The following is a 17,947-nucleotide window of genomic DNA, read 5'->3' as shown; positions in this document are numbered from 1 at the left end:
TCCGGATTTTTTTCGTCCGTAATTTGGCGAACCTCAGTGGGTAGCGCCACCAACGTGCACGCCGTCGCGCTCGACCGTCACCGCGATCTCGACCGCAATCCGAATGCCGGCAACGATGTCGGCGAGCGCCATCGACGCCGGATTGTCGGCCCGCCCGGCGGCCTGCTCGGGCAGGAAAGGCACGTGGATGAAGCCCGCCTTCACCGGGTGTGTCGCCACATGGTGCATCAAGCCGTAGAACACGTGGTTGCACACGAAGGTGCCCGCCGTCTGCGACACCCCCGCCCTCAAGCCGGCCGCGCGCATCGCCGCGACCATCGACTTGATCGGCAGCGTGGAAAAATAGGCCGCCGGCGCGCCCGCGTGGATCGGCCGGTCCACCGGCTGCCGGCCGGCGTTGTCGAGAATCGAGGCATCGTCCACATTGATCGCGATGCGCTCGACCGAGATCTCCCCGCGCCCGCCAGCCTGGCCGAGCGCAATGACAATCTGTGGCGCTAGCGCGTTCACCATCGCCGCCAGGGCGCGGTTGGCCTCGACGAATACGCAGGGCAACTGGCGCACCTCGACCCGGAAGCCCTCCCCGCTCCAGCCCTCGAGCGCCCGTACCGCCTCCCAGGCCGGGTTGATGGTGGCCCCGTTGAAGGGTTCGAATCCAGTAAGCAAGACGGTTTTCATTGGTTCATCAAGAAGTAAAGCAAAAAGATATTCGCTACCAGCAGCGGCAGCGCGGTCGGCAGCTGGGCGCGGATCACGGCGTTCTTGTCGGGCAGGTCGAGCAGCGCCGCCGGCACGATATTGAAGTTCGCCGCCATCGGCGTCATCAGGGTGCCGCAATAGGCGCTGAACATGCCGATCGCCGCCATCACGGCCGGGTTGGCGCCATACACCCCGACCAGCACCGGAATGCCGACCCCGCCCGCCATCACCGGAAAAGCCGCAAAGCCGTTACCCATCACGATAGTGAACAAGGCCATGCCGATGCAGAACACCGCGACCGCAACAAAGCGCGAATCCATGTTGATATACGAGGTAGTCACCTGCGCCACCGCCTTGCCCACCCCGGCTTCGGCAAACAGCAGGCCGAGCACCGCCAGCATGTGCGGCAGCACCACGGCCCAGCCCATCGCGTCGACCAGGCGGCGCGCCTCGCGCACGCCCTGCAGCGGCGTGGAACGCGTCAGCCAGCAGGCAGCAGCCAGGGCCGCCAGCGCGGCGCAGCCCAGGCTCACCAGGGTCAGGTGTTCGGGTCCCAGCAGCGGCACGCCGCCCACCCGCAGGCCATCGAACAGGGTGGCGCCCGCCATGGTCACCAGCGGCAGCAGCAGCGCCGGGATGAACAAGCGGTTACCCAGGCGCGCGCTGCTCGCGCGGCGCTGCGCTTCTGGCAGTGTCGACGGCTTGCCGCCGGCAACGCCCCTGAAGCCGGCGATCAGCGCCATCAAGATCATCAGCGCGCCGACCACGGCCGGCGGCAGGCGCTCGCCCGCCAGGTAGAGCAGCGCGTACAGCGCCCAGAACAGCGCGCTGGTAACGCGCCGCGGGTTGCTGCGGTCGATCAGGTTCATGGCCGCCACGGCCAGGAACAGCAGGCCGACCAGCACGTAGAAGAAGTCGATCGTGATCATGCCGGCACCGCCAACATGGTCATCTCGCGCCGGATACTCAGGTCGAGCCGGCGCAGGTTCCATGCGTGGATGACGAAGGCGGTGATCGCGGTCGGGATTCCCCACAGCGCCATGTGCAGCGGGTCGACCGCAATGCCCTCGGCCTGCAGGATGGTCTGCATCAGCACGATGGCACCAAAGGCCACGAAAATGTCTTCGCCAAAGAACAGCCCGACGTTGTCGGTGGCCGCCGCCATCGCGCGGATACGATGACGCACGTGGTCGGGCAGCGCACCGTACTGGGTTTCGGCGGCCGCTTCGGCCATGGGTGCCACCAGCGGGCGCACCATCGAGGCGTGGCCGCCCAGGCTGGTCAGCCCGGCCGCGGCCGAGGTCTCGCGGGCAAACAGGTAAACGATCAGCAGGCGTCCGGCGGTAGCCGAGGCCACCCGCGCGATGGCACTTTGGGCGCGCTCGCGCAGGCCGAAGCGTTCCAGCAGGCCGATCGCCGCCAATGGAAGCAGCAGGATCAGCGGCAGGTTGCGGGTCTTGACGAAAGCCGTGCCGAGCGAAGCCAGGATGGCGTCGACAGGCATGAAGGCGGCGGCGCCAGTGACGCCGCAGGCCGCGACCACTACCAGCACCGGATTGGCGCGCAGCAGGAAGCCGGCGACGATGACCGCCACGCCGAGCAGCGGCCACAGGTTGACTGCAGATTGCATGAAAACTCCGGCTCAGTTGAAAAGCGGGGGAATCTTACCCCATGTGCCGGGCCAGCCTGCCGCTGGATTAGACCTGGCCGGGACGCACCGGATTGAAAGCGGCGTCGCCAACGACCGTATTCCATTGGCGCACGTGAAAGGCGCGTACCAGCCCATGGGTGACATACGGATCGCGCGCCGCGAACAGTTGCACCGGTTCCGGCGTGGCGCAGCTAAACACCAGCACGGCCTGGTCGCTTGGCTCGACCAGGGCGCCGGCGATCACGAGTTCTCCGCGCTGCTGCGCCGCCCAGGCCAGCTCCAGGTGCGCGTCGCGGAATTGGCCGCGGCGCTCGAGGTAGTCGGGGGCAAGGTCATAGGTAAGCAGGTAGTGCATGGAGTCTCCCAGATCGTGGCGGCCAAAGCGCAACAGGCATCTTACTCCAGCCGGCCAGGCTAGCGATCCACTTCCAGCACCAGTACCGAACGCGCCGGCATGGCGAGGGTGCGCCCCAAGGCGTAGGTCTCGCCGCTGACAACATCGGTTCCGCTGGCGCCGCGCGGCAGGATTTCGGCAAAGCGCGCGGTATCGAGCGACACCGGCTTGCGGTTCTTGTTGATCGCCACCATCAGGCGTTTTGCGCCCTGCCCGGTGCCGTCATAGCGGAAGTAGACATAGGTTCCGTCTTCGGGCGCGAAGTGCATCAGCTTGCCGCTGTGGACCAGGGCTTGCGTCTTGCGCCAGTTGAGCAGCTTCCTGACATAGGCCTGCGCCTGCTTCTGCTTCGCATCGAGCCCGGCGCCGCTCACCGCATCGACGCGGTCACCGCGCCAGCCGCCCGGGAAATCCTGGCGCGTGGGCCCATCGGCGCGCACCAATGGACTGGTCATGAGCAGCTCGGTGCCGTAGTACAGCTGGGGCACGCCGCGCGTGGTGAGAAGGTAGGCGATCGCCATCTTGTAGAGATCGAGATCCTCGCCCAGTATGCTGTACAGGCGCGGAATATCGTGGTTGCCCTCGAAGACCACCAGCTTGCTGGCGTCCGGGTAGGCCACGTCGTCGTTGAGGCGCTCGTACAGGTGGCTCAGTCCCGAATGCAGCGAGTCCTCGGCCACCAGCGCCCGGCGCAGTGTGTCGTTGAGCGGGTAGTCCATCATCGACGGCATCGCGCTGCGGTAGCCGTTCGGGTTGCGCTTGCCGTCGAGCCAGTACGACACCACCAGCGGGTTCATGCTCCATTCTTCGCCGACGATGTTCAGGGTCGGGAATTCCTCGCGCACGCGGCGGCTCCACGCAGCCAGGAAGGCATGGTCCGAGTAGCCGAAGGTGTCGACCCGGATGCCGTACAGCCCCGCATACTCGACCCACCACAGGGTGTGCTGGATCAGGTAGTTCGCCAGCAAGGGATTCTTCTGGTTCAGGTCCGGCATGTCGCTGCCGAACCAGCCCTGGACGTAGTTCTTGCGGTCGGCCTGCGCGGCATAGGGATCGCTGGCCGTGGTGCGCGCGTGCGCGGTCGGCACGAAGCGGTTGCCGTAGCCGAGCCAGTCGGGCGTCGGCAGGTCTTTCATCCACCAGTGGTTCGAGCCGATATGGTTCAGCACCACGTCCATCAGCACGCCGACGCCCTTGCTGCGCGCCAGCGCCACCATGCGCCGGTAGTCCTCGTTGCTGCCGTAGCGCGGATCGATGCGGTAGGTATCGGTGGCGGCGTAGCCGTGGTACGAGTATTGATCCTGGCGGCTTTCGGTGAGCGGGGTCGGCCAGATCGCGGTATAGCCCATCGCGGCGATGTAGTCGAGCTTGTCCACGATGCCGGCGATGTCGCCGCCGTGGCGGCCGGCATCGATGTCGGCGCGGTTGGCCGGGTCCGGGAATCCCGGCACGTTGTCGTTGCCCGGATCGCCGTTGGCGAAGCGGTCCGGCATCAGGAGCATGATCGCGTCGGCGTTGCCGAAGCTCGGGCGCTGTGCCGAGCCGGGCGCGCGCGCCTGCAGTTGGTAAGGCAGGCGCCGGACCTCGGCGCCGCGCCGGAACACGATCTCGATGGCACCGGGGCGCGTGCTCGGCGCGATGCGCAGGTCCAGGAAAACATAGTTCTTGCTGGCGACACGCTGCACGCCAGCCAGGCGCACGCCAGGGCGGCCGGACGCCAGCTGCGGGGTGAAGCCGGCAATATCTTCGCCGTGCACCATCAGTTGCAGCTTGTCGCTCTTCATGCCGACCCACCAGTTGGGCGGTTCGACCCGGTCGATACCGGTGGCGGCGCGGGCGCCCGGCACCAGGCCCGGCAAGAAGGCGATCAGGGAAGAGAGGAAAATCAGGGTTCTAAGAATCATGGAAGGATAAAAGAAGACGCTTGAAACAGGAAAGCGGGCGCACAGGGGCGCCCGCCGGCTACTGATTGACCCGCGGGCCGCTTACCAGTCGGTTTCCCTGGTGGTCGTGCTGCTGGCTGGGGTCAGCAACTGCTCGTTCGCCTTCGGATTCCATTCCACGTTGGCGCCGTTCTTCTTCAGGAACTTGTACTGCAGGTTGTACCCCGCCGGGACGCTGACATCGACATACCAGTTCGGATACTGGTACACCACCTTGTTGTTCAGCGGTCCGATCGCCTTGTTCGGGTCCCAGTTGCCGAGTTCGTCGACGTTGCCCGACAGGTAGAGATTCTGGCCAAAGGTGGTGGTGGCATTCTTGACGACGAAGCGCACCAGCACCTGGTTACCGGTCAGCACCGTGTAATCCGGATAGGCGTTGCTCTGGGCCGCGGTCGAAGTGGCGATCTTGATGGCGCGCTTGCCGGCCGCGACCGACGGCACCTTGACCTGGATGCTGCTGTCTTCCCAGGACACGATATTGGTGCCGGTTACCGCGGTGGTGCCAAAATAGACCGTGCCCTTGGTGGCGCCGAAGCCGCGGCCGCTGATCGTGATGGTGTTGCCCGGCTTGCCCATCATCGGACCGACGTGGCCGATGCTCGCGGCATTGGTGGGCGCCTTGTACTGCCACACCGCGACCGCGCCAGCGGCCAGGTTGAAGGTCGGGACGGCGCCGGCGCTGGCGCTGATCGTATTGCCGCTGAGCTTGGCACCCAGCACATCGGTGTAGCTGCCGTTCGGGAGCGACGTCAGCAGGCCCGAGATGCTGACCGGGTTGCTCTGGTGGCGGTTGACCGCGACCAGCACCACGTTACTGCCGAACTTGCGCTCGAAGATGTACACGTCGTTGTTGACCCAGCGCTGCTGCATGCTGCCGTAGGCCAGCGCCGGGTTGCTCTTGCGCAGGGTCGAGAGATCCTTGGTGACCAGATAGGCCTTGGTGGTCTTGCTGAACGACGTCATCAGGTCGCGCGCCTTGTTCGAATCGTAGTCGCCCTGCATGTATTGCTCGGTGCCGTAGTAGAGCACGGGCACGCCCGGCACGGTCAGGGTCAGGGCCAGTGCCTGCTCCAGGTTGCGCTGGGTGTTGGTGGCGGTCTGGAAGCGGTCGACGTCATGGTTGTCCATGAAGACCGCCTGGTCGATCAGGCGCTTGTAGTCGGTGGCGGTGGCGTTGATGACGCTGTCGAAATCGGTCCAGCTCGCGGTGCCGCTCCTGAGCACTTCGCGCAGGATACGGGCGTAGCGGAAGTTCAGCAGATTGCCGCCGCTCTTGTCGGCATACTCGGTGCTTGCGGGGTCTGGAGCGGGGCTGCTCATCATCCACTCGCCAAAAATGTAGACCGGCTTGTACCCATAGATATATGCAAACAGGTTCTTCTGGGAGCCGAGCGACATGTGCTTGATCGCGTCGACCCGGATGCCGTCGACGCCCAGGTCGAGCCACTTCTTGATCGATTCCTTCAGGTAAGTATCGACCGCCGAGCTGGTCTGATCGAGGTCGGCCAGGTCATACATCATCTTGTACTGGGTGGTTTCCAGGATGTCCCACTCGCCCAGGCTGCCGTCGATGTAGCCGTAATGGTGGAAATACCTGGGGTTGTTGCTGGCGTCACCGGTATAGCCGGACAGCAGCACGCCGTCGTTGTACAGGCGACCGTTCTCGGCGAAGCCCGGGTTGTTGACGTCGGCCGGCGAAGAATGGTTGGGAACGAAATCGATGATCACCTTGATGCCCTTGGCGTGGGCGGCGTTGATCATGGTGGTGAAGTCGGTAAAGTGGCCAAAGTAGGGGTTGGTGCGCTTGAAGTCGCGCCCCCAGTAGCCGTGCGACGACGTGATCGGCTTGGGGCCGCCCGAATAGGTGATCACGGCGTCGATATTCTCGACCGGCGGCGAGATCCACAAGGCCGTGATCCCCATGTCGGTGAAATAATTATCGTTGATTTTTTGCGTGATGCCGGCCCAGTCGCCGCCGCAATACAGTTTGGTACCCGACGCACAGGTCGAGCTGAACATCGCGCCCGTTGGGTTGTTCCCCATGGCGCCATCGACAAAGCGGTCGGTCACGATCTGGTAGACCACGTCCGTGGTGAAGTTCTGCTTGTTGCTCACCGCCGTGTCAGGCGCGGCGGCGGCCGTACCGGCACCGAACAGGGCCATGCTTGCGACCAGCACCCGCATGCGCGTTGTCAGCTCGTTGTTCATGTTTTATCTCCGTATATGTTTTTATGTGGTCGTACTGCCTGGGGCAGATCGTCGATGGCTGGCCCGCCCTGCAGGCCCAAACCAATGGGCTTGGCATCGACATGAGCACGCAGACATCTGTAGTAAACCTACATCTTCGTTATTTGGAGGTCAAGTTGAATTTGCCCGCCAGCCATCGCACCTTACACTTTCTCAAGCTCACTATGTAGTAATGCTAGATCAACCATCCCCCGCCGGCCGTAGATGGTGGCAATGCCCGCTTGCGCAGGTGCTCGCGCCACCCCAAGCGTGCGTTTCGCACCCGGCGCCTATGTCACACTGTTCAGACAGTTCAACCAACGTCAGGAGTACGCCATGCACAACACCACCATCGCCGGCAAGCCACTGCACACGATGCTCATGGCCGCACCGGCCGTCCTGATTCCGTTCGGCTTCATCCTCGATGCGCTGCACAATGCCACTGGCGACGAAGACTATGCCAAGGCGTCGTTCTACAGCATCGCAGGTGGGGTGGTCGGCGGGTTAGCCGCGAGCACCGTCGGGGTCGCGCAATACGTGGCCGACCAGCCCGAGGGCCAGGCCAAACATGAAAGCCAGGTCCATGCAGTGCTGACCGGCGCCGCCATGCTGGCCAGCGTTGCCAACCTGATCCTCAAGCGCAGCAACCGCCAGCACACCACCGGCGCGCTGGTGCTGTCGGCCATCGCCGCGGCCGGCGCGCTGGCCAACAGCGTGGTCGGCAACGGCGCCCACGCGGCCAATGGCGAACATGCCGAAGCGGGCGTGCACACCGACGACGACAAGACGCGCATCGACCATACCCGGGGCGACGTCGAGCAATACGTGGTCGCCGGCCCATCGGCCCTGCATGCACCGAAATAATCCGGGGCGGCCTGGTCCCCTATCCCTGTTCAAGAACTTGCTGTTGTAATAAGGCCACTGTTCCACATCTTTCCCACTCGCTAAATGGGTTACTGCTCACTTAGCGAAATGCCGCACAGAACAAAACCCGGCGGTGGGAGTAGACTGGAACCATGGACACTTCAAAGAAAATGGCGGCGGGGATTACCGGTGTTGCCAGCTTCCTGTGGCTGACAATGACGGCCGCGATCGCGGCCAACCAGCGCCGCCTGGTGTTCAATCCCTGCATCATTCCCGAAGTCGACAGCCCGCGCAGCAGCGGGCACCGCACCCGCCCGGTCGTGTTACGCGCCCGGGATGGCACGCGCCTGTGCGGCTGGCTGCTCACTCCACTGGTACAGGGTCCGCGTCCGGCCGTCATGTATTTCGGCGGCCGCTCCGAAGAAGTCTCGTGGGTGGCGCGCGACGCCGGCAAGCTGTTCCCCGGCATGACCGTGCTGGCCATGAATTACCGTGGCTACGGGCAGTCGCACGGCACCCCCGATGAGCTGCTCATGATCGACGACGGCTGCACCCTGTTTGACTGGCTGGCCGCCCTCGGCCAGGTCGACGCCGCGCGCATCGCCGTGGTCGGCCGCAGCCTGGGCTCGGGGGTCGCGGTGCAGGTGGCCAAGGAGCGTCCGGTCAATTCGGTCGTGCTGATCACGCCCTACGACTCGATCCTGGCCATCGCCAAGCGGCGCTTTCGCGTCATGCCGATCGAATACATGCTGCGTCACCGTTTCGAGTCGATCAAGCACGCCCCCTCGCTCAAGGCGCCGACCTATGTCCTGCGCGCGGCGCTCGACGACGTGGTACCGCACTCGCACACCGACCAGCTGGTGGGCAAGCTCGCCAGCCTGGCCGGCGACGACACCGTGCCGGCCTCGGACCACATGAACATCCCCTATCTCGACGCCACCCAGGCGCTGATTGCCGGCTTCCTGACACGCCGCTTCGCGCAAGTGGCCGGCCTGCCCCAGGCGCCGCAGTCGAGCGCACCAGCGGTGCTGGCCGAGGTCGGCCCCGAAGTCGGCCCCAAGGTCGAGCCTGACGCCAGCGTCCCGGCTACCGTCCAGATCGCCGCTTTTGCAAAATAATTGCTGAAAATTGTAGGCAGTTATATTTCCTTGGAATAAATTGCCAAGTAAAATCGTATTTGTCATCAATATGCCGATTGATGCATATTTGACAGGTTCGCTTGCACAGCACCGGCGTTTGCCCGTGCGCAGCGCCGCAACGCCTCCATCTGCCTGCCTGGCGCAGCTGATGCGCGCAAAGTTGTGACAGAGATGTTGCAACCAAGCTACATGTTTCAGGCGATGCCGAGGGAAGCAATGCCGCGATACAAATCGTAACCCCTCTAGCTTTCCATGGCTGACACAATGCGCTGTGCAACGACCTCGTGTGCATTCGGCATGCGAGGCCAGGTTGGCCGTCGACGATGCCGCCGTATAGCCGGTTCCAGGCTGACGGCTGTGCCGGGTACAATATCGAAATTCCAGGAGCCTCATTCATGAAACTCAAGCAACTCACCATGACCATCGCGGCGCTTTGCGTCGCCGGCAGCGCAGGCATTGCAAGCGCAGCGCCTGCCGCCCCCAAGCTCGGCATGGTCTACGATGCAGGCGGCAAGTTCGACAAATCGTTCAACCAGTCGGCCTTCGAAGGCCTGCAGCGTTTTTCGAAAGAAACCGGCATCAAGGTGTTCGAGGCACAAGCCAGCAGCGATACCCAGGCTGAACAGGTCATGCGCAGCCTTGCCCGCAAGAAGCTCGACCTGATCGCCGCCATCGGCTTCTCGCACACCCAAGCGGTTGCCAAGGTCGCCAAGGAATTCCCGAACGTGCGCTTCGTGCTGATCGACAGCGTCGCGCCAGGCAATAACATCAACTCGGTCATGTTCAAGGAAGAAGAAGGCTCTTACCTGGTCGGCGTCGCCGCCGCCATGGCTTCCAAGTCGAAGAAGCTTGGCTTTGTCGGCGGCATGGACATTCCGCTGATCCGCGCCTTCGCCTGCGGCTATGCGCAAGGCGCCAAGGCCCAGGTCCCGAAAGCCGAGATCGTCCAGAACATGGTCGGCACCACGGCTGCCGCCTGGAACGACCCGGCCAAGGGTGGTGAACTGGCACGCGCGCAGTTCGACCGCGGCGTGGACGTGGTGTTCGCCGTGGCCGGCGGCAGTGGCATGGGCGCGCTGCAGATGGCCAAGGCCAAGGGCAAGCTGGCGATCGGGGTCGATTCGAACCAGAACTACATGTACCCGGGCACCATGCTGACCTCGATGGTCAAGCGCGTGGACGTCGCCGTCTACGACTCGTTCATGGCCCAGAAAAACGGCAGCTGGAAAGCGGGCATCACCCACAAGGGCCTGAAAGAAGGCGGCGTCGACTGGGTGCTGGACAAGGATAACCGTGCGGTCGTCACGCCTGAGATCGAAAAGCGCGTGAAAGCCGTGCGCACCGACATCATCAACGGCAAGATCAAGGTCATCGACTACCGCGCCGCGAGCAGCTGCCCGGTCTGATCGACCCACCGTCATGCAAAGCGCGCCGCGCCGGCCAACCCGGTCCGGCGCGCTTTTGAATGCAGCCCCCGCATCCACAACCGACTATTTACCAGTGACCGCAATGCAGCCAGCCGTAGAATTTCGCAACATCAGCAAGGCCTTCGGGGCCGTGCAGGCGAACGCTGAGGTCAGCTTCCCGATTGCCAAGGGCTCGATCCATGGCGTGATCGGCGAGAATGGCGCCGGCAAGTCCACCCTCATGAGCATCCTGTACGGCTATTACCACGCCGACAGCGGCCAGCTCCTGATCGACGGCCAGGAACGCCAGATCCGCTCCTCGCACGAAGCGATCGCGCTGGGCATCGGCATGGTTCACCAGCACTTCATGCTGGTCGAGAACATGACCGTGCTCGACAACGTCATGCTCGGCACCGAGGGGGGCTTCAAGCTGGCCGCCAGGCGCCAGGAAACCGAGCTCGCGCTGCGCGAGATCTGCGCCCGATACCGCCTCGACGTCGACCCGCTCGCCACCATCGACGAGCTGTCGGTGGGCGCGCAGCAGCGCGTCGAGATCCTCAAGCAGATCTACCGCAGTGCCGAGATCCTGATTCTGGACGAGCCGACCGCCGTGCTCACCGCGCAGGAAACTGCCTCGCTGTTCGAGATCCTGAGGCTGTTCAAGGAGCAGGGCAAGACCATCATCCTGATCACCCACAAGCTGGGCGAGATCATGGACATCACCGACCAGGTGACGGTGATGCGGGCCGGCCGCGTGGTCGGCGCCGTCGCTACCGGCGAGACCTCGAAAGAGCAGCTGGCCAACATGATGGTCGGACGCCCGATCGAGGGCAACCTGGCGCGCAAGCCGTTCAACCCCGGAGCGCCGGTGCTGCAGGTAGCCAAGCTCGGCCTGCAAGACAAGCAACAGGTCAAGCTGCTGGCCGATATCGACCTCACGGTGCGTGCCGGCGAAATCGTCGCCATTGCGGGCGTGTCGGGCAACGGCCAGAGCGAACTGATGGAAATCCTGTCGGGCATGCGCCTGCCCACCAGCGGCAAGGTGCATTTTCTCGGCAAGGAACTGCCCTACGCGCGCCGCTCGAATGCCGATGGCCTGCCGGCCGAGTTCCGCAAGCTGGGCATCGGCCATGTGCCAGAAGACCGCCTGCGCGACGGCGTCATCAAGGACTTCTCGGTGATGCAAAACACCGTATTCGGCTACCAGGACCGGGTCAGGAACAAGATCGGCCTGTTCGACTTCGACGCCATCGCCAAGCGCTGCGCCGGTCTGCTGGAAGCCTTCGACGTGCGCCCCAAAGACCCTGAGATGCGCATCGGCCTGCTCTCGGGCGGCAACCAGCAGAAAGTCGTGATCGCGCGCGAAGTCTCGGCTAACCCGAAGCTGATGCTGGTCGGCCAGCCGACCCGCGGGGTCGACATCGGCACCATCGAGAGCATCCACACCCAGTTGCTGCGCCTGCGCGACGAAGGCGTGGCGATCTTGCTGGTCTCGACCGAGCTGGAAGAAGTGCGCGCCCTGGCCGACCGCATCGTGGTCGTCTCGGGCGGGCGCATTACCGGTGAACTGAACATCGACGAATTCGATACCACCCGCATCGGCCTGCTGATGGGCGGGATGCATAAATCCTGAGCGGGTGACCAAGCACATGAAAACCACTGAACTCCCACGCTGGGCCTCGGGCTTCGTCCTGCCGGTCCTGAACTTGCTGTCGGCGCTGCTGGTCGCGGCGCTCGTCATCCACCTGCTGGGCGAAAGCCCGGTCGAATCGCTGCATATCCTGATCAACAGCGCCGTCATCAATCCGGAAGGCCTGAGCTATACGCTGTTCTACGCCTCCACCTTCATCTTTACCGGACTGGCGGTCTCGGTGGCGATGAAGGCCGGCCTGTTCAACATCGGCGCCGAAGGCCAGATGTACCTCGGCGGCCTGGGCCTGACCATTGCCATGCTGTCCTTCGACGCCACGCTGTCGCCCTGGCTCTTGATCCCGGTCGGCATGCTGTGCGCGGCGCTGTTCGGCGCCGGCTGGGCCTTCCTGCCCGGCTACCTGCAGGCCAAACGCGGCAGCCACGTGGTGGTCACGACGATCATGTTCAACTTCATCGCCGCCAGCCTGATGAACTTCATCATCGTGAAATACCTCATTCCCGAGGGCGACCAGAACCCGGCCAGCCGCGTCTTTTCAGAAGCGGCCGCGATGCCGCGCCTGTTCGACTGGTTCCCGGCGCTGGGCGACACCCCGCTCAATATCTCCTTTGTGCTGGCGATCATCGCGCTGGCCATCTACGGCGTGATGATCTCGCGCTCGTCGTGGGGCTACAAGCTGCAGGCCACCGGCCTGAACGCCCACGCGGCCCACTATGCGGGCGTACGCATCAGCCGCACCATCATCGTCGCGATGCTGATCTCGGGCGCCCTGGCCGGCCTGGCCGCGGTCAATTCGATCATGGGCTCGACCCACTACCTGAGCCTGAACTTTCCGGCCGGCGCCGGCTTCGTGGGCATCGCGATCGCCCTGATGGGACGCCAGCATCCGGTCGGCATCTTCCTGTCGGCGGTGCTGTTCGGCGCCCTGATCCAGGGCGGTTTCGACCTGTCGCTGGAAAAGCCGAACATCCCGCAAGAGACCTTCATTTTCATCCAGGGCCTGATCATCCTGTTCTGCGGGGCGATGGAAAACCTGTACGCGCCGGTGGTGCTCAAGATGATCAATGTACGCAATGCGGCCCGCAGCGGCGCACGCAAGGGATAAGCCATGGAAGACTTCCAATTCGCCAGTATCGTCGTCTCGACGATCCGCAATGCGCCGGTACTGATCTTCGCGGCCATGGCCGGCCTGTTCGCCGAGCGCAGCGGCGTGGTCGACATCGGCCTGGAGGGCAAGATCCTGGCCTCGGCCTTCGTCTCGGCCGCCGTCGCCTATACCTACCAGGACCCGTGGCTCGGCATGGCCGCCGGCATCCTGGTATCGGTCGCGCTGGCGCTGGTGCAGGGCTTCGTGTCGATCACCCAGAAGGGCAACCAGCTGGTCGCCGGCATCGCGATCAACATCGCCATGAGCGGCCTGACCTTCGTGGTGGCGCAGTACTTCTTCCAGCAGGGCGGCCGCACGCCGGACCTGGGCGAAGCGCGCCTGACCGACATCGTGCTGCCGGGTACCGCTTTGCTTGCCGACATTCCGGTGATCGGCTGGCTGTACGGCAGCGTGATCGGCGGCCACTCGGCGCTGGTCTACTTCGCCTTCTTGCTGCTGCCGGTGGTGCATTGGGTGCTGTTCCATAGCCGCTTCGGCCTGCGCCTGCGCGCGGTCGGCGAGAACCCGCATGCGGCCGATGCGGCCGGCGTGTCGGTGCAGCAGACCCGCTATGCGGCGATGCTGATCGCCGGCGTGCTGTGCTCGTTCTCGGGCGCCTACCTGTCGATCGTCCAGAGCGGCTTCTTCTTGCGCGACATGTCGGCCGGCGCCGGCTACCTAGCCCTGACCGCCCTGGTGTTCGGCAACTGGCGTCCGGTGCACACGGTACTGGGCTGTTTGATGTTCGGCTTCTTCGGCGCGCTGCAGATCCAGATCGAAGGCGTCGACCTGCCAGTGGTCGGCCGCATCCCGGGCTCGCTGATCCAGATGATTCCTTACGTGGTAACGGTGATCGTGCTGGCCGGCCTGATGGCCAAGTCGGTGGCGCCAAAGGCGCTGGGGCGGCCGTTCGTGAAGTCGCGCTAGGCGCCGCGCACGGCGTAAAAAAGGGGACAGTGCCACTGGCATTGTCCCCTTGATCGTTTACAGCGCCTTATTTACTGCGCAACGCTTACAGCGACTCCCCTCCCCTGGCCCGCGCCGCCGAGCGCTTGAAGGTCCACAGCACCCCCACCCCGCCCGACACGCCACTATCTTTCACGTGCAGTGGACTGGCGCGGTTCGCAGTGCCCCGGTAGCTCTCGTAGCGCAGGTAGCCGAACACCCGCAGGTCCTGGTTCACGCGGCGCGTGCCGAACAGCCCGAGCCGGCTCAGGACCAGGCCCGCATCGGCCGCATACGCCGGCCGTGCACTGGTGGCGAACTGCGGCGCGACCTCGTAGAAATGGCGGTTGATCTTGCGGTCGCCCAGCACCACCGATCCCATTGCCTCCAGCGACCACAGGCCCTGCGGTCCGGCGATTTCGTAGGTCAGGCGCGGCTCGAAGGTCGTGCCCCTGTGATGCAGGCCGCCACGCGCCTCGATCACCGCCCGCAGCGGCAATTCGGCGCGTAGGCTGCGGTGGTCGCCGAAATCGGCCAGCTTTACCTTCAGGCGTGGTCCGAATTCCGCCAGCGGCCCCAGGTCGGGCATGCCCTGGCGCTCGTCGACATCGTCGGAATCGGATGGCAGCGCACCGGCGAAGCCGACGTCGAGCTCGACCCGGTCGCTGCGAAACAGCCGCGCCGCGATGCCGGAGCGGTCGGCCCGCAGCACCCGGCCGCGGTAGACAATGTTGGGAAATACCAGCACCCGCGTCTCGTGCTGGCCGGCGCCCGGATAAGAGGGAGTGGAAAGCGCAACGCCGCCCACACCGATTTCCCAGAGCGGCAGCTTCTGTTCCGGGTCGGACTGGGCGCGGGCGGCGCTACCGAGGACGAGGCAGGCGGCGCAACAGGCGGCCTTGAGGCGGGTAGTCATGGCGGGCTCAGTGGAAGCGGTGGAGAGCCGATTCTATCCAAGACCAGGGAGTTGACGCGCCGCGCACGGTCTGTTGCGCTTGAACAGTGTCAACGCTTGAACGCGTCTGCGCCAATTAAGGCAGGCTCGAGCATTGAACGATTCGACCATCGGCTATTACCCGGCGACCAAAAGCGGCCCCTCAGAAAGTCCGATAGCAAGATTCTGGTGTCGTCGTGACATTCCGCGCATCTTTCGGCTCAATCTTTTGGTAGCTTGTACGCGATGCAAAATAACCATACGCGCTTGACCTTGCTTGCTCTCGCTATTTCCCTGCTCGGCGTCGCAATCCATGTCGCAACCATGATCGGAGGGCCGTCCTGGTATGCGTTCTTCGGCGCGCCGCCACGGATCGTGGCGTCCGCGCAAGACGGTACGTGGTTGGCCCCCGTTTCCACAGCTTGCATTGCAATGTTAATGGGTATCTGTGCCCTGTATGCCTGCTCAGCCCTTGGCATGGTGAAGCGCCTGCCTTTGCTCCGGACAATGCTAGCCGGAATCGCGGCTGTCTGTCTGTTGCGTGCACTTGTACTCGTTCCCGTAGCGGCTCTCCATCCGCAGTTGATCAATGTGTTTGAAGTCGTCGCCGCCCTCATATGGGGAGCAGCCGGGGTTGGTTTCGTGGCCGCATTTCTCATGACCAGAAGGACGGTGGCTGCGTCTCGTGCCTGACGCGTTCTCGCGCCGATAGTGACGCTTCTCCTGATGGGACGTCGGCTAGGGGCCGACCGCCACCATACGTTGAACGACAGAGCGCCCAGAAACGGGCGTAGCAAGTAGGGAATACGTGATGAAGAAATGGAAGGGGTTTGCAGTCGCGGCGCTTGGATTTGGCGTGAGTGGACTGAGCTTTTGCTTAGACCGCCAGTTTAGTCTTGCTGCTGGAATGGCTGGGATAGCATTGACGTATACTGCGCTGGCCTATCGCGCCAAGAAGACAGGGTTGTGAAGTCGAGAACTCCCTCTGATCACATGTCCGCTTCGGATCGGGCGCGGACGCCGAGTCCGGCCTCAGCGCGCTGTCTAAATTTTCCCGACAAACGACAACTTCGGCAGACTGATCGCCTAACGAACGCTACCGGGCCAGCAGCGGACATCGCCCTCAATCTTCGCTTCCGCAGTTGAAAGCATTAATTGAATCTAAATTTACCTGTATTTCAGTTGCTACTCTTGCTCCTTGCCGCATTGTCGGTTGGTGCAAAAGATCGTCGTCTTAAAATCGGCTTTTGCATTGCGACGATATTTTGCGCTTTGGCAGGGGCGCCTGAAAGATTCTGCCTCGAATGAACGTTCAGGGTCGAAGCGGGCCTGGTCGCGACCGGCCGGTTTCGGCCAAAAGCGGCCATTCCCTTTCTGGGTAACTTTTCCTGTGGGTACTAATGCCAAGTTCTTTTTCTTGCAAATTTGTCGCTGTTATTCTTATGTCCAGCCTGACGGTTATAGGTCAAGCACAGGAGGTAGGGTCTCGCTGGCGACTGCGCGTGGTGGATTTGAAGCATACAGTCAAGGTTGAAGCGACGATTCGATTCCTAGGAGAAGCTTCTAATGGGTCTTGCATGGGCGGGACGTGGAAGCGCGTAGTTGTTGAGTCGAAAACTGCTCACGATGAGAAGTTCTTCCCAATGGCTGAGCCATTAGCGTATCAGATAGACAATGGCGTACTCACACTGGTCGAACGACAGTATGTGACGGGTACTTGTTTATGTCTGGCAAGTCGGAAAAGGCAGCTATCCACGGAACCTATGACGCGGTTAGTATCGGCGCAGGTGAAAAGCTCGGCTATTTCGCTTTGAAGAAGGTTCCATAGCATCTCTGTTTCGTCCGCTTCGGGTCGGTTGCGGTCCTTCGTGACAGTCTGTGATTTTTCGCCCCTGGCAATCTGCTATGCTGAGCTCAAAGGCCGAGTTCGGCCAGAGGCAGCCACTCATGGAATGGCAGGGGCGCAAGCCTATAAACGGCACTATTGGATTTCAGAATCATACTGTTAGCGCGTCGACCAATAAAACTGAAGAACAAGTTATCGGAGTCGAACACTTCGGGAAGTGCGGGTTCAGTCAACAATACCTACCCTGTAGCGGCCAGCCCGCCGCGCCCGCAAAGTGACTCATGGTGCGGCTCAGCGCATCTCGGCCGCTATTGTCTGGCGGATCCAAGGTAGATAGTGCGACACGCGCACGGCGCGGCTGCTGATGCCGTAGATGCCGGGCTTGTAGGCGCTGAAGGAACCGGTTCCGTAGGTATATGAGGTCAGGCCCGCCACCTTCCACTGGCCGGCGTCCTCGATCAGGACTGGGCCACCGCTGTCGCCGTTGCCGGCCATACCTTCCAGCGCATGGGCGCTCGCATCGCTGTCGAAGGTGTAGGCGAGGTAGCGTGGGTCGGCACCGTCGATGCGGTTGTAGGCCTGGCGCAACTGTGTGCGGTTCGGTCCTTGCTGGCCATCCTTGCCATTGCCGGTCGCCCCCATGCCGAAGATTCTCACGGATTTGCCGACTTCGTCCTGCCGGTCGTAGAGGGCGAGAGGCTGCACGTCCCTGACCGGCTCAGCCAGCTTGATCAGCGCGACGTCGTCCGACTGCGTGAGATGCGCCATCGCCGGCGCAGCGTCGCCCTTGATGAGTTCATCCGGCAGTTTCCTGTAGCCGGGATGGACGATCAGTTGCGCCACTTTCACGCAGCGCTCGCCCACCATGACTTCGGTCACCGGGTGCCATTGGGTCGCGTGCGCGGCCGTCAACACCCATTGCGGTGCGATCAGGACCCCGTGGCCCTCGTGGGCCAGGTTGATCAGGGCACGCGCCTCGGATGGCGCGTTCCGGTACTTCGCGTCGGGCACGTCATGGCGGATCACCACCGCCGAGGCAGAGGTCGTCAGAACGTAAGCAAGCAAGGGCAGATAAGGGCGCATGGCGGACGGTAATGGTCAA

The 17,947-nt window shown here is 63.4% G+C and carries 15 protein-coding genes; 7 read left to right on the top strand and 8 right to left on the bottom strand.

All coding sequences use genetic code 11. The features are described from left to right. Positions 1–33 precede the first annotated feature (33 nt). The 6 genes from pcp to NRS07_RS05560 form a co-directional block, all read right to left on the bottom strand. A complete protein-coding gene (pcp, locus tag NRS07_RS05585) occupies positions 34–678 on the bottom strand; it encodes a pyroglutamyl-peptidase I (RefSeq protein ID WP_259211695.1) in 645 nt (214 codons plus the stop codon). Further along, positions 675–1,628, bottom strand: a complete 954-nt coding sequence (locus NRS07_RS05580) for a DUF979 domain-containing protein (protein ID WP_259211694.1) — start codon at positions 1,626–1,628, stop codon at positions 675–677. The genes pcp and NRS07_RS05580 overlap by 4 nt, the downstream gene beginning before the upstream one ends. Further along, positions 1,625–2,329: a DUF969 domain-containing protein gene (locus NRS07_RS05575; RefSeq protein WP_259211693.1), complete on the bottom strand. Its 705-nt coding sequence runs from the start codon at positions 2,327–2,329 to the stop codon at positions 1,625–1,627. Before NRS07_RS05575 ends, NRS07_RS05580 begins: the two co-directional genes overlap by 4 nt. 67 nt (positions 2,330–2,396) lie before the next feature. After that, entirely contained in the window at positions 2,397–2,705 is a 309-nt protein-coding gene (locus NRS07_RS05570) for a YciI-like protein (protein WP_259211691.1), read from the bottom strand. 59 nt (positions 2,706–2,764) lie between these two features. Further along, entirely contained in the window at positions 2,765–4,648 is a 1,884-nt protein-coding gene (locus NRS07_RS05565) for a glycoside hydrolase family 13 protein (RefSeq protein WP_259211690.1), read from the bottom strand. Between the two features lie 81 nt (positions 4,649–4,729). Next, positions 4,730–6,895 (bottom strand): alpha-amylase family glycosyl hydrolase, encoded by a 2,166-nt coding sequence (locus NRS07_RS05560; RefSeq protein ID WP_259211689.1) that lies wholly within the window; start codon positions 6,893–6,895, stop codon positions 4,730–4,732. A 354-nt stretch (positions 6,896–7,249) separates the two neighbouring features. Here NRS07_RS05560 and NRS07_RS05555 point away from each other — a divergent pair, with 354 nt between their 5' ends. The 6 genes from NRS07_RS05555 to NRS07_RS05530 all read left to right on the top strand — a co-directional run bounded on the left by NRS07_RS05555 (position 7,250) and on the right by NRS07_RS05530 (position 14,047). Beyond that, positions 7,250–7,777, top strand: coding sequence for a DUF2231 domain-containing protein (locus NRS07_RS05555; protein WP_259211688.1), 528 nt, complete (start codon positions 7,250–7,252; stop codon positions 7,775–7,777). 152 nt (positions 7,778–7,929) lie between these two features. After that, the gene (locus NRS07_RS05550) at positions 7,930–8,895 is read left to right on the top strand and encodes an alpha/beta hydrolase (RefSeq protein ID WP_259211687.1); all 966 of its coding nucleotides are present in this window, start codon (positions 7,930–7,932) and stop codon (positions 8,893–8,895) included. A gap of 416 nt (positions 8,896–9,311) precedes the next feature. Beyond that, positions 9,312–10,322 carry a BMP family protein gene (locus NRS07_RS05545; RefSeq protein ID WP_259211686.1) on the top strand — a complete coding sequence of 337 codons (1,011 nt, stop codon included), beginning with the start codon at positions 9,312–9,314 and terminating at the stop codon, positions 10,320–10,322. 103 nt (positions 10,323–10,425) lie between these two features. Then, entirely contained in the window at positions 10,426–11,955 is a 1,530-nt protein-coding gene (locus tag NRS07_RS05540; protein WP_259211685.1) for an ABC transporter ATP-binding protein, read from the top strand. Between the two features lie 16 nt (positions 11,956–11,971). Continuing rightward, positions 11,972–13,078, top strand: a complete 1,107-nt coding sequence (locus tag NRS07_RS05535) for an ABC transporter permease (protein WP_259211683.1) — start codon at positions 11,972–11,974, stop codon at positions 13,076–13,078. Positions 13,079–13,081: 3 nt separating this feature from the next. Then, complete coding sequence (locus NRS07_RS05530) at positions 13,082–14,047, top strand: ABC transporter permease (RefSeq protein WP_259211682.1); 966 nt, start codon at positions 13,082–13,084, stop codon at positions 14,045–14,047. 85 nt (positions 14,048–14,132) lie between these two features. On the opposite strand, the gene NRS07_RS05525 is transcribed toward NRS07_RS05530, so the two are convergent. Then, positions 14,133–14,981 carry a MipA/OmpV family protein gene (locus NRS07_RS05525; protein ID WP_259211681.1) on the bottom strand — a complete coding sequence of 283 codons (849 nt, stop codon included), beginning with the start codon at positions 14,979–14,981 and terminating at the stop codon, positions 14,133–14,135. 829 nt (positions 14,982–15,810) lie between these two features. Here NRS07_RS05525 and NRS07_RS05520 point away from each other — a divergent pair. Next, the gene (locus tag NRS07_RS05520) at positions 15,811–15,969 is read left to right on the top strand and encodes a hypothetical protein (RefSeq protein ID WP_259211680.1); all 159 of its coding nucleotides are present in this window, start codon (positions 15,811–15,813) and stop codon (positions 15,967–15,969) included. A gap of 1,167 nt (positions 15,970–17,136) precedes the next feature. Here NRS07_RS05520 and NRS07_RS05515 read toward each other — a convergent pair. After that, positions 17,137–17,928: a trypsin-like serine protease gene (locus NRS07_RS05515; RefSeq protein ID WP_259211679.1), complete on the bottom strand. Its 792-nt coding sequence runs from the start codon at positions 17,926–17,928 to the stop codon at positions 17,137–17,139. Between the last annotated feature and the right edge of the window lie 19 nt (positions 17,929–17,947).

Source organism: Massilia sp. H6, from assembly GCF_024802625.1.
GTDB lineage: Bacteria > Pseudomonadota > Gammaproteobacteria > Burkholderiales > Burkholderiaceae_D > Telluria.
The sequence above is the reverse complement of the archived record's forward strand: the minus strand, read 5'-3'. Positions and strand labels throughout refer to the sequence as shown.

What these genes read in the sequence shown, in the direction of transcription:
- pcp (WP_259211695.1), bottom strand. Translation starts at nt 678, where the DNA reads ATGAAAACCGTCTTGCTTACTGGATTCGAACCCTTCAACGGGGCCACC.
- NRS07_RS05580 (WP_259211694.1), bottom strand. Translation starts at nt 1,628, where the DNA reads ATGATCACGATCGACTTCTTCTACGTGCTGGTCGGCCTGCTGTTCCTG.
- NRS07_RS05575 (WP_259211693.1), bottom strand. Translation starts at nt 2,329, where the DNA reads ATGCAATCTGCAGTCAACCTGTGGCCGCTGCTCGGCGTGGCGGTCATC.
- NRS07_RS05570 (WP_259211691.1), bottom strand. Translation starts at nt 2,705, where the DNA reads ATGCACTACCTGCTTACCTATGACCTTGCCCCCGACTACCTCGAGCGC.
- NRS07_RS05565 (WP_259211690.1), bottom strand. Translation starts at nt 4,648, where the DNA reads ATGATTCTTAGAACCCTGATTTTCCTCTCTTCCCTGATCGCCTTCTTG.
- NRS07_RS05560 (WP_259211689.1), bottom strand. Translation starts at nt 6,895, where the DNA reads ATGAACAACGAGCTGACAACGCGCATGCGGGTGCTGGTCGCAAGCATG.
- NRS07_RS05555 (WP_259211688.1), top strand. Translation starts at nt 7,250, where the DNA reads ATGCACAACACCACCATCGCCGGCAAGCCACTGCACACGATGCTCATG.
- NRS07_RS05550 (WP_259211687.1), top strand. Translation starts at nt 7,930, where the DNA reads ATGGACACTTCAAAGAAAATGGCGGCGGGGATTACCGGTGTTGCCAGC.
- NRS07_RS05545 (WP_259211686.1), top strand. Translation starts at nt 9,312, where the DNA reads ATGAAACTCAAGCAACTCACCATGACCATCGCGGCGCTTTGCGTCGCC.
- NRS07_RS05540 (WP_259211685.1), top strand. Translation starts at nt 10,426, where the DNA reads ATGCAGCCAGCCGTAGAATTTCGCAACATCAGCAAGGCCTTCGGGGCC.
- NRS07_RS05535 (WP_259211683.1), top strand. Translation starts at nt 11,972, where the DNA reads ATGAAAACCACTGAACTCCCACGCTGGGCCTCGGGCTTCGTCCTGCCG.
- NRS07_RS05530 (WP_259211682.1), top strand. Translation starts at nt 13,082, where the DNA reads ATGGAAGACTTCCAATTCGCCAGTATCGTCGTCTCGACGATCCGCAAT.
- NRS07_RS05525 (WP_259211681.1), bottom strand. Translation starts at nt 14,981, where the DNA reads ATGACTACCCGCCTCAAGGCCGCCTGTTGCGCCGCCTGCCTCGTCCTC.
- NRS07_RS05520 (WP_259211680.1), top strand. Translation starts at nt 15,811, where the DNA reads ATGAAGAAATGGAAGGGGTTTGCAGTCGCGGCGCTTGGATTTGGCGTG.
- NRS07_RS05515 (WP_259211679.1), bottom strand. Translation starts at nt 17,928, where the DNA reads ATGCGCCCTTATCTGCCCTTGCTTGCTTACGTTCTGACGACCTCTGCC.